This window comes from Sphingobacterium sp. SGR-19 (assembly GCF_011043555.1).
Classification (GTDB): Bacteria; Bacteroidota; Bacteroidia; order Sphingobacteriales; family Sphingobacteriaceae; genus Sphingobacterium.
In genome coordinates this window covers 118,468-134,542 of the sequence record NZ_JAAKGS010000001.1, presented here as the reverse complement: position 1 = coordinate 134,542, position 16,075 = coordinate 118,468, and the positions used below count along the sequence as shown (strand labels likewise).

The following is a 16,075-nucleotide window of genomic DNA, read 5'->3' as shown; positions in this document are numbered from 1 at the left end:
TTAAATTAATATCGGATAATAAACATGCCCCAAGTCATTTAGCACGGTTAGATCAACAGGTTTCGGAAATATACCGTATACCGCTGATCCGGAACCGGACATGGAAGCATATATGGCTCCTTGCGCATATAAAGCTAATTTGATTTCCCTTATAATGGGGTATTTTTCGAAGACACTTTCTTCAAAGTCATTTTTAATATAAAATTTCCAGTCCTGTATAGGGAAACGTAGCACTTCCCGCAAATCTTCTTTTGCAGGACGGGGTACGATATGTTGATATGCTTCTGCTGTAGCTATATTTATTTGAGGCTTAACAAGCACCAAGAATTTATCCGACAGGTCTGTTGACACAGCAGAAAAATCCATTCCGATTCCTTCCGCATAACGCGGTTTGTTCTGAATAAAAAAGGGGCAATCTGCTCCCAATTTGGCAGCTTCTTCTTCCAGCTGTACGGCAGAAAGCCCAATATCAAATTTTTCATTGAGCATTTTTAGTACAAAAGCACCGTCCGACGAACCTCCTCCTAAACCTGCTCCATAAGGGATCTGCTTATGTAAATGAATATGTACTGTCGGTAAACTAAATCTTTCTGAAAATAAACGGAAAGCCTTTAAACACAGGTTATTATCTTCTACCGGCAAATGTAGCCCCGTAATTTCCAAGGTTGTTTTAGCAGTCGATTCGGTTGATGTGATTTCTATGATGTCGTATAACGGGAAAGGATAAAATACAGATTCCAATAAATGATAGCCATCGGCACGCTTGCCGACAATATTTAGTCCGATATTGATTTTAGCGTTAGCAAATGAAATCATAATGCAATGATAGTTAAAAGTTCTTTTTTTCCGTAAAAAAGAACCAAAAACCTCGCTGCTTCGAATGTTTTACATTTGGGATAGTACTAAGAATGAGTTCTGTACAGTTGTAAAACATTCGGATGCAGCATTTTAATGTTAAGAGAGGATTCATGCAATTATCCCATCCTTAACCCCTTATTGCCACATATAAACTATTCTCGATGCGGGAGAAGTGCGAGCTAGAGATATTAAACATTCATTAAACCTTAACAGCGGAGGTTTAACGAAGCTTTTGCTAAAAAGCATCTGAGTTTGTAACTTGCAAAGTTCGTAAAGGAAATATATGATATTACGTATCTTAAATTTGTTGTTTTGTTTACTTCTAAGCATTTGCTGTTATGGACAATCCATTTCCTCTATCGGGAGTCCATATGTACAGAATTACACCAAATCGCAATATAAAGCAGGAAACCAGAATTGGAGTATTGATCAAGGACAAGATGGGGTGATATATGCTGCTAATGGCGACGGCGTGATTATGTTTGATGGCGCTTACTGGGAAATATATCCGTTGAAAAATAACGTGGGTGCGAGAAGTGTACGGGTGTCGCAGGATGGAAAAATATACGCCGGTGGTAAGGAAGAGTTCGGCTATTTCGAAAAGAAGAACGGCAAGCTTCAATACCATTCTTTAACTCATTTGGTAGAACCGGATATCATTCAAAACGACGAAATATGGAAAATTCTTTTTACGGGCGATTCGATCATCTTTCAATCGTTTTCTAAATTTTATCTTCTACATCAGCATAAAATAACAACACATTATGGTAATGGAGAACCTTTCCTCTTTGCCCACCAAACGGCAGAACGTATTTGGCTGGAAAAGATTCCAAGTGGATTAAGTGCTTGGGGGCCTAATGGTTTTACGCCGCTGGAAACACGGTTGACCAATGTACTGGTATTTCTTCCCTATAGTGCAAACGAGATACTGGTCGGGACATCAAAAGAAGGGCTCTTTCTGCTGAACGAAAATGGAAAAGCTACTCCATGGAACCCCAATTCCCAATTAAATCAACTTCTTAGGGAGGCACAAATAAATAACGGCATTAAAATCGACGATAATACGTTTGCATTCGGAACAATAAAAAATGGCATTTTCATCGCCGATAAAACGGGGAAAATCCTTCAACATATCCACAAACGAAATGGCCTTCAAAACAATACCGTGCTCAGCATGGTTTTGGATAAACAAGGGAATATATGGGCCGGTTTGGATAATGGTATAGACCGCATAGAGATTAACTCGCCTTTTTATTATTACAAGGATATTTTCGGGGAACTCGGTACGGTATACACCATCAAAGTATTCAAAGACAAAATCTACCTCGGAACGAATCAAGGCTTATTTTACAGCGATTGGACGGCTGATAGTTATCTTCAACAACTTCAATTCCGATTCATTCCTAATTCTCAAGGACAGGTTTGGTCATTGGAAACATTTAATAATCAACTTATTTGTGGACACAATGATGGTACATTTTTGGTTAAAGGCACCCGTATAGAACGAATATCGAATTGGACAGGAGGTTGGCAAAACATCCAACTCACACCAGATGCTCCTTTTTTTATACAGGGCAATTACACTGGGATAGCATTATTTGAAGACCGCCAAGAATGGCAGTTAAACCATAAATTTGAAGAGCCTAAACAATCGGTTCTTAAGCTTTATCCCTGGGAGAATATGACCTTTTGGGCAGTATTTAACAATAGTATTCAACTTTTAGAACTATCCACGACAGGCCCGTCCCTAAAAACTTTAAAGACTTTTTCTTTCTCGGAAGACTTCCCAGACATCCAACGGATCACGCCTACCAGCATACGGGGTAATACGGTTTTCGCTAGCGATAAGGGTATTTTCACTTACGACAAGGTATTAAGTAAATTCGATGTATACGATGATTTAAATAAATCACTCGGGTCCTTTGCACAATCCGCTAGAATTCAAGAACGTGACGATGCTACATACGTCTTTATCAACGATGGGCGATTTGCTCTAGTGAAATGGAACGAAAACGCGATTCATATTGATTCCGCAACTTTCAATGTGTTGGAAAACACCGTTATGAAAAACTATGAAAATGTAGAGTTTGCTGCAGATCGGTTTCTTTTTGCATTAGACAATGGATTCGTTGCCTACAATCCGCTTTTTAAACATAACTTACCTATTGAAAGTCCGATCATCAAAGGATTGCGGGATATTTCCACGATGAGTGGCGATTCGATACGTTATCTGGAGATTGATAAGTCAATTCCTTACAATCATAACAATATACGTGTTATGTTCTCCTCTCCATGGTATTCCAGTACGCCCTTAAAATACCAGTATCAATTAGAAGGATACCACAATAAGTGGTCAAGCCCTTCCGAAATACCCTATATTGACTTTACGAATCTTTCGTGGGGAACCTATACGTTCAAGGTTCGAGCGATTGCCACAAACGGACAGATCTCAGACATCAGTCAAATAACATTCACCATTAATCCACCGTTTTATTTACAATGGCCCGCGCTACTTTTATATGTTATTATACTGGTGGTGGCCATCACGATCATACGTAGGCGTATCATTGAGAAGATAAAACAAGACAAACTCCAATTAAGGCAGAAACTTCGCCGCCGCCAAGAGGAATTGTTACGCCGTGAAGCCGAACAAAACGAGAAGAAGCTCATGCAGTTGAAGAATGAGCAATTGGAGCAGGAATTAGAGCAAAAAAGCCGAGAGCTTGCCAACGTAGCTACCAATATCGTATACAAAAACGAACTATTGAATAATTTGCAAGAGGAACTCTTCCATCTCAAAGACAAAGATGGCAATAAACTGTCTGCCGACCAATTGCAGAAAATAAACAAGCTTGTGGACAACGCCCGTAGTGATGAACGCGATTGGGATATCTTTGAGAAAAGCTTCAATGAGTCACATGAAAATTTCTTTAAAAAATTAAAAGCAGATTATCCAACCTTATCTCCAAATGATCTTAAGCTATGCGCTTATTTACGACTCAATATGTCTAGCAAAGACATTGCCTCCTTGCTCAATATCACTACGCGCGGTGTAGAGGTAAGACGCTACCGTTTACGTAAGAAATTTGATTTACCGACGGAGAAAAATCTAACAGAATTCCTTTTAGAGCTATAAAAAACTACGTCAATAATACTACAAACATTTAGTGTACACAATACACTAACTAGAAATACTTGAGCAAGTATATACATTAAATAAACATCTGATTATCAAAATAATAACCTATACAAAACGTTCTTTCGGAGCAGGTATAGATGCATGACGTAGTAATGTGAAGTAGCTTTATTTCGCCAACAAACTAATACATCACATCTTTGTTAAGATTATATACGCTGTGTTGCGATAAGCTTTTATTGTGCCACAATTATAAACATTAACAAACTAGTTTTATGAGGAAGCTATTTATATTTTTTTTGTTTTTAACCACTACCCTATCCTATGGGTATGCACAGGTTAGAACAGTCACCGGAACTGTAAAAGACAGTCAATCTTTGATTGCTCTTCCGGGGGTTACGATTTCCAAACCGGACGGGACGGGAACCCAAACAGATGCCGCTGGACAGTTTTCTATTGAAACAGGTGCTACAGATTCGTTAACATTTCGTTTCATCGGTTATACACCGCAAACCGTACGTGTCGGCGACCAAGAAACATTGGATGTTTTCTTAATCAGTGAAGATCAAGCTTTGGAAGAAGTTGTTGTTATTGGTTATGGGACAGCTAATAGAAACGATTTAACCGCCCCCGTCACAGAAGTAAACGTCGAAGATCTTACTAAGCGGACAACCGCCAACCCTATGCAGGCACTACAAGGAAGTGTTTCGGGCGTTCAAGTTGTCACCACTGGCGCCCCAGGCAGTAGCCCTACCGTAAGAGTTAGAGGCGTCGGTTCCTTGAACAATGAAAACCCGCTGTATGTGGTAGATGGTATGTTTGTCGATAATATAGACTTCTTAAACTCCAATGATATTGAGAACATGTCCATCTTAAAGGATGCCTCCGGAGCCGCTATCTATGGTGTACGCGCAGCGAACGGGGTGGTCATCATTACCACAAAAAAAGGAAAGATGAACATGCGTACACGTGTGAACTACGAAGGCTATGTCGGATTCCAAAGCCCGGTAAACATGCTCAGGATGGCTAATGGAGAAGAATATGCAGCTATGCAACTCGCTAAACGTACACGAGGAGATTCCCTTTACGTCCTTAGTTCGATCGACCAGTTCGGCGGTCAAGGATTAGTTCCCTCCACCAGTACCGATTGGTACGGTGAATTGTTAAGGAACAATGCACCGATGCACAGTCATTCGCTTGACATTATGGGCGGTACAGAGAAGGTTAACTATTCCTTCGGAGCCAATATGCTGGATCAAGAGGGAATCATGGATGCCCGAAACGACTACAAGCGGTATAATTTGCGTTTTCAAATGGAGGCGCAGGCATTTGACTGGTTAAAACTGGGCTTTACCGCACATTTGAGTAATTCCACGCTTTTCTCACCGGATAACGGTGCATTTATGTTGGCGTACCACGCATCGCCTCTCTATCCTGTACGAGACCCGAACAATGCCAATGCTTATCCAGAAGATTTCGCATCGTCTACCAGTATCGGTTACAACAATGGTGTTTTCAATAACCCGGTAGCTCAGGCTTTTTATAATTATGACAGGACAAAAGCCTTTCAGGTATTGCCTTCCGCTTATGCCGACGTGAACATATGGGGTGATAAGCTTAAATTCAAAACACAGTTGAGCCAACGTTTAGCATCCCACCATAAATACGATTATACGCCAGAATATTATGTGGACAATACACAACGTTCACAGTTATCGAGGCTGACGTCCATACAGGATCGATATACCAACTACATCTGGGATAATTTGCTGACGTATACAGATCAAGCAGATGACCATAACTGGAGTGTTTTGTTGGGACAGTCGATGCGCGAAGACAGATGGCGTAAAACCCAAGTTTCTGCAGATGATATCCCGGCAAACGAAGAAAGCTGGTATGTCGATCTGGGAACAAGGTCGATAACAGGCTATGAAGAAGAGGGAACGCGAAACGCCGGGCTTTCCTATTTTGCCCGGGGAACATACGACTATCGAAAAACCTATCTCTTAACAGCAACATTTCGTGCAGACGGCAGCTCTAAGTACCAAACGAAGTGGGGCTATTTCCCTTCTGTTGGTTTAGGTTGGGTTTTAACGAACGAGAATTTCTTTCAAGGGCAGGACTTCTTAAACTTCCTAAAATTAAGAGGTAGCTGGGGTAAGCTAGGAAACGACGGAATTAATGCCAACGCGGGCTATGCGCAGTTGAATATCGGTAACGATTATTCGGGGATCTTCGGCAGCATCGGTCCGGGAACCGGCGTCTATATTCCCGGATATACGATCGAAACGCAATACACCAATGTAGGCTGGGAAGTCGTAGAAGAATGGGATTTTGGTTTAGACTTCACCATGGCTAACGAACGGTTAAAAGGATCGGTAGACTATTATCACCGCTTGACACATGGTTTGGCATTCAACCGTACAAGAGCACTCCGCGGTGGCACGCTATATGGTAATTTTGGTGATGTCGCGAACAGTGGTTTTGAATTTAACCTGAATTGGACAGATCGTATAGGAGATTTTGGCTACCGTATCGGAGGTAACCTAACTACCTTGAAAAACGAAGTGAAAGACCTCGGCGGAATAGCTTACCTGATGGGCGGACAAACTACCCGTCCGGTTCGCACAGAAGTAGGTAAACCATTGAATTATTTTTATGGATATGAAGTAACAGGAATTTATCAAAACCAGCAACAGATTGACAACGACCCCATTACCGAGGGCGAAGATAGCATAAAACCCGGTTATTTTATTTATAAAGATCAAAATGGTGACGGCGTGCTGAATGAGGATGATAGAACCGATATAGGAAATTATTTACCGAAGATCACCTATGGTTTCAATATGGGTTTTGATTATAAAAACTTTGACCTGAGTATCGTGTTCCAGGGACAAGCGGGCAACAAACTATTGAATCAAAACCGGGCGGCACGTAGTCAGTATTCGATGATGAACGGTGATGCTGAATTTGTGACCAATCTATGGAACGGCGAAGGTTCCACAAACATGTATCCTTCGGCAGAAGCGACCACCGACGGATATAATTTCCAGGCCAACAGCTTTTGGGTGGAAAGTGGTTCCTATCTACGGATACAGAATATCCAGTTAGGTTACAATTTTAATATTGGAAAAGAAGATAAACAAACCCGATTCAGGGTGTTTGCTACGGCAGACCGCCCGGCCATCTTCACGAACTACAGTGGTTTTACGCCGGAAGTAACGGGAAGTGGTGTCGCAGGTCTGGGATATGATTTAAGTATTTATCCGGTATCCGCAACATATAGTGTCGGTGTCCGAGTATCCTATTAATTTAATCAAGATTATCATGAAAAAATATATCAATATCGCATTATTCTCTTCTTTAGCTTTGTTAGGAAGTTGTTCCAAGGATTTTCTCGACAGGCCTATGGAAAACACGGCACCGGCTGAAACGGTCGATTACACCGACTTGTCCTTAATGTATCAACCCGTTTCGGGGGTATATCGAACTGCCTCCAAGGGAGCTCCAGGATTTACTCACTGGATCGATGTCGCCATGCGTGCCGTGCGAGGAGATGACCTAGATAAAGGGAGTACCGAAAGCGATCAGGCCGGATTGAATGAAATAAAAAATTTCAGAAACAACGCCTCTGTACAAGCATTTTGGGGATTGAACAACTGTTGGACAGATTATTATGGTGTGATTTTCTTCGCGAACGAAGCGCTGCTGGAATTGGATAAGTTTGCTGAACACATTCCGGATGGAGATCAAACCAACCGCGCATTGAACAATCGCTATAAAGCGGAGGTTCGTTTTATCCGTGCGTTTGCGCATCTCGTCGTCTCCCGTGTGTTTGGTGATGTTCCGATCTTAGTTAACAACGCCGTGATTAATGAAGTTGAGAAAAGTACAGTAGAACAGGTGCGGCAGTTTATCATCGACGAAATGAACGAAAGCGCTGATGCATTAGAGGATGCCGCGCCTAGAAATGCGCAGCATGTGGGCAGTGTGACGAAATACAGTGCTCTCTTACTCAAAGCCAAAGCGGCTAGCGATATTGCGAAAAATGACAACGGTAGCCCATACTGGGATATTGTACTGGATGCAACAGAACAGATTATCGCAAGCAACAAATTTCGGTTGTTTGATGATTTTTACGAGCTGTTTAAAATACCCGGAAAAATGAGCACAGAATCGCTTTATGAAATACAATACTCCGATTTCGGAAATTCGTCCGGCACGGATGTAAGACCTGGTGAATTTTTTGCTTTCCAAGGGCCGTCGGGCAATCAGCAGGGAAGCCCGGTAGCTGGATGGGGATTTATGAAGCCGTCCAAAAAAATCATTGATTTCTTAACAGAACGGGGAGACGATATCCGACTTAAGACTACCGTTTTGTATGCTGGAGCGAATCCTAGCACTTTTGTCGAAACACAAAGTGGCGATAAAGTTTACGGAAATACAAACGGACAAATCCATTTTAATGGAAAAGTTTATCTGCCAGCTAATCAAATGACCCCTGGACGTACTGCATACGGTTCGGACAACAATATACGCGTATTCCGTTATGCAGATGTCTTATTGCTCAATGCCGAAGCGAAAATCCGGAAAGGGCAAAACGGAGATACGCCGCTTAATATGGTCCGGGAACGTGTAGATTTGGATCCGATTACCGGCGCTAACTTACAAGATGTACTAGACGAACGTCGTGCAGAATTTGCCTGCGAATGGTGGGGCGAACGTTATAATGATCTCCTGCGCACGGGAATGGCAGAAACGGCGCTAGCTGACTACGGCTTCACTCCAGCAGCGCAGTATCTACCCGTTCCACAAATCCAAAAGGACTTGAATCCGAATTTACAATAAAACACCTTAAATGAACCCGTTGGGGAATAGTTTTTCTGCGGGTATCATTTATATTATCAAACCATGGAAAAGAGATTTATATAGATGAAGAAACAGATTATATATCTAAGCATTCTCGCCGGTATCCTGTCTTGTACCTCTCCAAACACGGCAGAAAACGATACCGGCAAAGAAACAACGAAGGACACCTTATCCGACGATTCATTAATTACACTGGTTCAAAAACAAACGTTCCAATATTTCTGGAATGGGGCTGAACCAAACTCCGGATTGGCCAGAGAACGGATTCACATAGATGGCGAATATCCTCAAAATGATGAAAACGTTATTACTATTGGTGGAAGCGGTTTTGGTTTGATGGCGGTATTAGTAGGGATACACAATGGATTTATCACTAAAGAAGAAGGACTGGCACGTTTTGAACAAGCATTAAATTTTCTAGATAAAGTCGATCGCTTTCAAGGAGCGTGGTCACATTGGTATCACGGTGATACCGGTGAACCGAAAGCTTTTAGTGATGCAGACGACGGCGGCGATATTGTAGAGACAGCTTTTATGGCGGAAGCGCTCATTTGTATCCGCGAATATTATAAAAACGGTAACGACGAGGAAAAGAAAATAGCGGCTAAAGCCGATGAACTTTGGAAAGGTATCAACTGGGATTTCTACCGAAATGGAAAAGATGTACTCTATTGGCACTGGAGTCCCAAACACGAATGGGGCATGAATCATGCTATACAAGGATTTGACGAATGTATGATTGCTTACATTTTAGGGGCTTCATCCCCTACCCATGCCATTCCGGCGGATACGTATCACAAAGGTTGGGCGCGCAACGGAGCTATTCGCAGTTCCGTTACAAAGTATGATATTCCTACCGTATTGAAGCACAATGCAAAAGAAGGCGAAATAGGTCCGTTATTCTGGTCACACTATTCCTTTTTAGGACTTAATCCAATGGGACTATCCGATCAATATGCAAACTATCAAGATGTGGTTACGAACCATACCAAAATCAATATTGCTTACGCTAACGAGAACCCGAAACAGTTCAAAGGTTATGGAGCAGACAAAGGCTGGGGATGGACAGCAAGTTATTCTACCAATGGATATAATGCCCATCACCCGGACAACGATCCTACAGGTGTTATCTCCCCCACAGCAGCGATTTCTTCCATACCCTATACACCCAAAGAAAGCATCAGCTTTATACGCTATTTGAAAGATAGCGTCGGCGATAAAGTTTGGGGCAAATACGGATTCTATGATGCCTATAGTGAAACAGAAAATTGGTATCCGCAACGCTATCTTGCCATTGATCAAGGTCCTATGGTCGTGATGATACAAAACTTTAAAGATCGTTTCATCTGGGATCTCTTCATGGGCGCGCCAGATGTACAAGAAGGTTTAAAAAAACTGGGATTTAAATACTAACGTATAAGCGTTAAGTTCAAATAGATAACATTTTGCAGGTGCGTCATTGATAACTAAGATATGTCTAAGAAACGTAAAATACAAAGTATCCTATTTTTATGGTCAGCGTGGTCAATGTTTGCTTATTCCCACGTGCAAGAAGGAACACAGCAACGTCCTAACATTATCTTTATTATGAGCGATGACCATGCAGAGCAGGCCATCAGCGCGTATGGCCATCCAGTTTCGCAAATCGCGCCAACACCGCAAATCGACAGAATAGCTGAAAACGGGGCTATATTCCTAAACAACTACTGCGGCAATTCCATCTGCGGCCCCAGTCGCGCGGCCGTGCTAACAGGTAAACACAGCCATAAAAATGGTTTTATGCGAAACGGGAATAAAGGCTTCGACGGATCCCAACAAACGCTTTCCAAAATACTACAGAAAAACGGTTATGAAACAGCAGTTATTGGCAAATGGCATCTCATCTCAAAACCCACTGGCTTCGATCACTGGGAAATATTAAATGATCAAGGGGATTATTACAACCCTTATTTCATCACCGAGCAAGATACTGTTCGTCATATGGGTTATGTCACTGACCTGATAACCAATATGACTAAAGCTTGGCTAGACGGAAGAGATAACAACAAGCCATTCTTTTTAATGATGCATCATAAAGCCGCACATCGAAATTGGGTTCCAGCGGAACGACATTACAAACTTTATGAGAGCACTTCATTTCCCGTTCCGGAAAACTATTTCGACAACTACGAGGGGCGGTACGCGGCATCGAAGCAGGAAATGAATATCTATAAAGACATGTATGAAGGGCATGACCTCAAAATGGTCGCAGGTGTCGATTCCGACAGCCTGCTTTATGACCCTTGGCCACACGCTTTTTTAGAGACTATGACCCCATCAGAGCAGAACACTTTTTTTGCGGCTTACAGAGATCGTAACAACGATTTCTATACGACTGCGCGAACCGAACGAGAAAGAGCGATATGGAAATACCAACGCTATATGCAAGATTATATGGCAACAGTCAAGTCGTTGGACGAAAGCGTAGGCGAAATATTGGATTATCTTAAAGCTACGGGACTGGACAAAAACACTATTGTGATATACACCTCTGATCAAGGATTTTACCTCGGCGAACATGGGTGGTTCGATAAACGTTTTATGTACGAAGAATCTTTTGGTATGCCGTTATTAATGTCTTATCCCCAATACATCAAACCAGGAACAAAAGTGGAAGGTTTGACGCAGAATATAGACTTTGCCCCTACGTTATTGGATATGTGCCATATTGAGATTCCAGATGACATGCAAGGAGTATCTTTCAAAAAGCTCGTGGAAAACAACAAGACGCCACGTGATTGGCGGAAATCGCTATACTATCATTATTATGAATTTCCGGGTTTTCACAGTGTACGCGCCCACTATGGTGTCAAGATGAAGCGATACAAACTCATGCACTTTTATAAGGAAGATATTTGGGAGTTATATGACCTCAAGAATGACCCCACAGAAATGAACAATATATATGGGAAAATGGGCGCTAAAAAAGTTACCAAGAAGCTAAAGAATGAACTGCGCCACTTACGAGAACAGTATGAGGTGGACGAGGATTAACACTATGCAAGTGAAAGATAAATTATGAGGAATTTCCTATTACTTCTGTTTTCAATAGCGATTACCACATCAGTACACGCCCAGGGCATGCGTATGGATACTTACTGCAATCCGCTCAATATCGATTATACCTACATGATTTTTAATTCCCATCGAGATATATCCTATCGCTCGGGTGCTGATCCTGCGGTAGTAGAGTTTCGGGGTGAATATTATCTATTTGTTACTCGATCGATGGGATATTGGCATTCCACTGACCTACAAAACTGGAATTTTATAAAACCCGAGAAGTGGTATTTTGAGGGATCGAATGCACCTGCTGCACATAATTACAAAGATTCCGTGCTCTACGTCACCGGAAATCCATCCGGGCACATGAGCATCCTCTATACCGATGATCCTAAAAAAGGTAATTGGAAAGCTGTACCAGCTATCATCAACAATCTGCAAGATCCTGATTTATTCATTGACGACGACGGACAGGCTTATATGTTTTGGGGATCATCCAACAAATTCCCAATCCGGGGCCGTAAATTGGATAAAAATAAACGTTTCATTGCCGATTCGGTGGTCGTAGAACTATTTAACTTGATACCTGAAAACCACGGTTGGGAACGCTTTGGCGAAAATCATGCAGACACGGTATTAGGCGGATACATGGAAGGACCGTGGCTAACTAAGCATAACGGAAGATATTATATGCAATATGCGGCACCCGGCACACAATTCAATGTTTATGGCGATGGTGTGTATGTAGCCGACGGCCCTCTAGGGCCATATAGATATCAGCAACACAATCCAGTCTCCTATAAGCCGGGAGGCTATATGAACGGTGCCGGTCATGGTAGTACCGTAATAGGGCCCGGCGGAAATTACTGGCATTTTGCAACGATGGATTATTCGGTCAACATGACTTGGGAACGACGCTTATGTATGTTCCCTACATTCTTCGACCAGGATGGTATTATGTATACTGACACCTATTTTGGCGATTATCCACGCTATGCACCGTCCGTACCGAATAAAGGCGGACGATTTAGAGGGTGGATGTTATTATCCTATAACAAGCCGGTTAGCGTGTCTTCCATGCAAGAAGGTTTTGATAAAACCGCGTTAACCGATGAGGTAGCCAAAACGTCGTGGCTTGCTGAAAGCAATGATGATAAACAATGGATTATCATCAATTTGGAGAAACCAGCGGATATGCATGCCATTCAGATAAACTACGCCGATTACGAATCCGACATGTACGGAAGAATCGACGGGTTAAGACACCGTTATACTGTAGAAGGGTCTCTTGATGCCGAAAATTGGTTTGTGATTGTGGATAAAAGCAAAAGTTTTAAGGATACACCCAACGACTATATCGAGTTGGAGTCTGCGGTATCAACGCGTTATATCCGCTATAAGAATATCGAGGTGCCTACTCCTAACCTAGCTATATCCGAAATTCGAGTTTTTGGTATAGGAACAGGACGGAAGCCCGCCAAGGTTAAGAATTTTCACTTAGACCGCCACAGTGATAAACGCGATATTTCCATTAACTGGACAAAACAAGAGAGCGCCCAAGGTTATAATGTGCGTTGGGGCATAGCACGGGATAAACTATATAGCTCCTGGATGGTATATGACGACAATACGTTGTTGTTGAAGTCGTTAAACACAAGTCAAACCTATTATTTCGCCGTGGAAGCTTTCAATGAAAATGGCGTCTCAGATTTATCTAATATACAGAAAGTGGAATAACACGTATCGAACCTTATATAGGGTAATCGTGGATCAATCCATTGGTTGGCTGAGAATACTCGTCAACCATAGAAAAAAATAAATGCATGAAAAAAACGACAATATGGATGCTCGGTGTTGCTATAGCATGGAGCGTTAATGTGAAAGCCCAAACCGATACCAAAATGGACCAGTTCATTTCAGAATTGATGGGCAAAATGACCGTGGAAGAAAAAATCGGACAGCTAAATCTCGTCACTGGAGGGGAAGCCGTCACCGGATCAGTAGTGTCAACGGGTGTCGAGGCGAAAATTAAAGCAGGTCAAATCGGTGGAATATTCAGTATGTCTTCGCCTGCTAAAATTAGAGCCGCACAAGAACTAGCTGTTAAACAATCACGCTTGGGCATCCCTATTATTTTCGGGATGGACGTTATCCATGGATATAAAACGATGTTTCCTATCCCACTCGGTTTAGCTGCCACTTGGGATATGGGGCTTATTCGCGAATCGGCTCGTATCGCCGCAGTAGAAGCTAGCGCAGATGGTCTGAACTGGACATTCTCTCCGATGGTCGATATTTCCCGTGACCCGCGCTGGGGACGGATATCAGAGGGAAGTGGTGAAGACACTTACCTCAGCGCACGCATAGCAACAGAAATGGTAAAAGGGTATCAAGGGGATGATCTCACCGCACACAACACCCTAATGGCATGTGTAAAGCATTTTGCGCTCTACGGTGCTGCCGAAGCTGGACGAGACTATCATACGACCGATATGAGCTTGCATCGTATGTACAACGAATATTTTCCGCCTTACAAAGCCGCCATTGATGCCGGTGCCGGAACGGTCATGACGTCGTTTAACGACATTAACGGCGTACCTGCTACCGCAAACAAATGGCTGATGACAGATGTTCTGCGCAATCAATGGGGATTCAACGGAATGGTTGTTACCGACTATACGGCGATCAATGAACTGATTGACCATGGTTTGGGCGATCTACAAGCCGTATCCGCACTAGCGCTAAAGGCAGGTGTACACATGGATATGGTAGGTGAAGGCTATCTTACTACATTAAAAAAATCGTTAGATGAAGGCAAAGTGACCAAAACGGAAATTGATGAAGCTTGTCGACTCATATTAGAAACAAAATATAAATTAGGGCTTTTTGACGATCCGTTCCGCTATTGCAATGAAGAACGTGCAAAAAACAATATCCTCACCCCCACCCATTTGGCCAAAGCACGTGAAATCGCCGGTAAATCGTTTGTACTGCTAAGGAATGAAAATAATATCCTGCCGCTTAAAAAAAATGGCACAGTTGCACTTATTGGCCCCCTATCAAACACCCGAGCGAATATGCCCGGCACTTGGAGTGTAAGTGCAGACCTCGGAAATACCCCTAGCCTATTAGAAGGCATGCAAGCCGCTTTAGGCGACAACGTTAAAATCGTACAGCATTTGGGAGCCAACCTCCTATCGGATGCAGCGTATCAAGAACGCGCAACAATGTTCGGTCGCACCATACCCAGAGACGAACGTCCGGAAGCGGAAATTATCGCCGAAGCGTTAACGGTAGCGGAGTCGGCGGATGTAATCGTAGCCGCTTTAGGTGAGTCCTCTGAAATGAGCGGTGAAAGTTCCAGTCGCACGGACTTGGATATACCAGATACACAAAAGCGATTATTAGAAGCCTTATTAAAAACCGGTAAACCTGTTGTATTGGTTTTGTTTACAGGAAGACCATTAACGTTAACCTGGGAGCATGGACATGTTCCTGCTATATTGAATGTTTGGTTTGGTGGTACCGAAACTGGTAAGGCGGTAGCCGATGTCCTTTTTGGCGATGTAAATCCTTCCGGGAAACTTCCGGCTACCTTTCCGCAGAATGTGGGGCAAATTCCTTTATATTATAGTGCTAAAAACACCGGACGTCCGCTGGCAGCCGGAGCTTGGTTTGAAAAATTCCGTTCGAACTACCTCGATGTAACCAATGAACCCCTCTACCCTTTTGGATACGGCTTAAGCTATACGACATTTACATACGGCGATATCCAGTTGGACAAAAACTGCATGAAAGCCGATGAAAAAATTACCGCCACCGTTACAGTGACGAATAGCGGTAACTATGATGGCGAGGAAGTGGTACAGCTTTATATCCGAGATCTCGTCGGTTCAGTTACCCGTCCGGTGAAGGAACTTAAAGGATTTCAGAAGATTTTTCTTAAAAAAGGCGAAAGTCGGGATGTGGTTTTTGAAATCGATGTTGAAGATCTGAAATTCTACAACAATGCGCTTGAGTTTGTTGCCGAACCGGGAGATTTTAAACTATTTATCGGCACCAATTCTAGCGATGTTAAGGAAACAAATTTTTCACTACATTAAATCAGCTGGAGCCGCAATATTTTTTCATCAGAAACAGCCTTTAAGTTATGTTAAAGGCTTTTTTTTG

Annotated in this window: 8 protein-coding genes; 7 read left to right on the top strand and 1 reads right to left on the bottom strand. The window is 42.6% G+C overall.

The features are described from left to right. A complete protein-coding gene (gene ispE / locus G5B43_RS00580; RefSeq protein WP_165292782.1) occupies nucleotides 1–816 on the bottom strand; it encodes a 4-(cytidine 5'-diphospho)-2-C-methyl-D-erythritol kinase in 816 nt (271 codons plus the stop codon). Nucleotides 817–1,141: 325 nt separating this feature from the next. Between ispE and G5B43_RS00575 the strand changes: the two genes are divergently transcribed. From G5B43_RS00575 to bglX, 7 genes are all read left to right on the top strand, one after another. Next, a complete protein-coding gene (locus G5B43_RS00575) occupies nucleotides 1,142–3,994 on the top strand; it encodes a triple tyrosine motif-containing protein (protein WP_165292781.1) in 2,853 nt (950 codons plus the stop codon). 275 nt (nucleotides 3,995–4,269) lie between these two features. Then, the gene (locus G5B43_RS00570) at nucleotides 4,270–7,305 is read left to right on the top strand and encodes a SusC/RagA family TonB-linked outer membrane protein (RefSeq protein WP_165292780.1); all 3,036 of its coding nucleotides are present in this window, start codon (nucleotides 4,270–4,272) and stop codon (nucleotides 7,303–7,305) included. Between the two features lie 16 nt (nucleotides 7,306–7,321). Further along, nucleotides 7,322–8,842 (top strand): RagB/SusD family nutrient uptake outer membrane protein, encoded by a 1,521-nt coding sequence (locus G5B43_RS00565; RefSeq protein ID WP_165292779.1) that lies wholly within the window; start codon nucleotides 7,322–7,324, stop codon nucleotides 8,840–8,842. Nucleotides 8,843–8,926: 84 nt separating this feature from the next. Next, the gene (locus G5B43_RS00560) at nucleotides 8,927–10,276 is read left to right on the top strand and encodes a glucoamylase family protein (RefSeq protein ID WP_165292778.1); all 1,350 of its coding nucleotides are present in this window, start codon (nucleotides 8,927–8,929) and stop codon (nucleotides 10,274–10,276) included. A 60-nt stretch (nucleotides 10,277–10,336) separates the two neighbouring features. Beyond that, complete coding sequence (locus G5B43_RS00555) at nucleotides 10,337–11,896, top strand: sulfatase (RefSeq protein ID WP_165292777.1); 1,560 nt, start codon at nucleotides 10,337–10,339, stop codon at nucleotides 11,894–11,896. Nucleotides 11,897–11,920: 24 nt separating this feature from the next. Then, the gene (locus G5B43_RS00550) at nucleotides 11,921–13,642 is read left to right on the top strand and encodes a family 43 glycosylhydrolase (RefSeq protein WP_165292776.1); all 1,722 of its coding nucleotides are present in this window, start codon (nucleotides 11,921–11,923) and stop codon (nucleotides 13,640–13,642) included. Nucleotides 13,643–13,749: 107 nt separating this feature from the next. Continuing rightward, a complete protein-coding gene (gene bglX / locus G5B43_RS00545) occupies nucleotides 13,750–16,008 on the top strand; it encodes a beta-glucosidase BglX (RefSeq protein WP_240904722.1) in 2,259 nt (752 codons plus the stop codon). Nucleotides 16,009–16,075 lie beyond the last annotated feature (67 nt).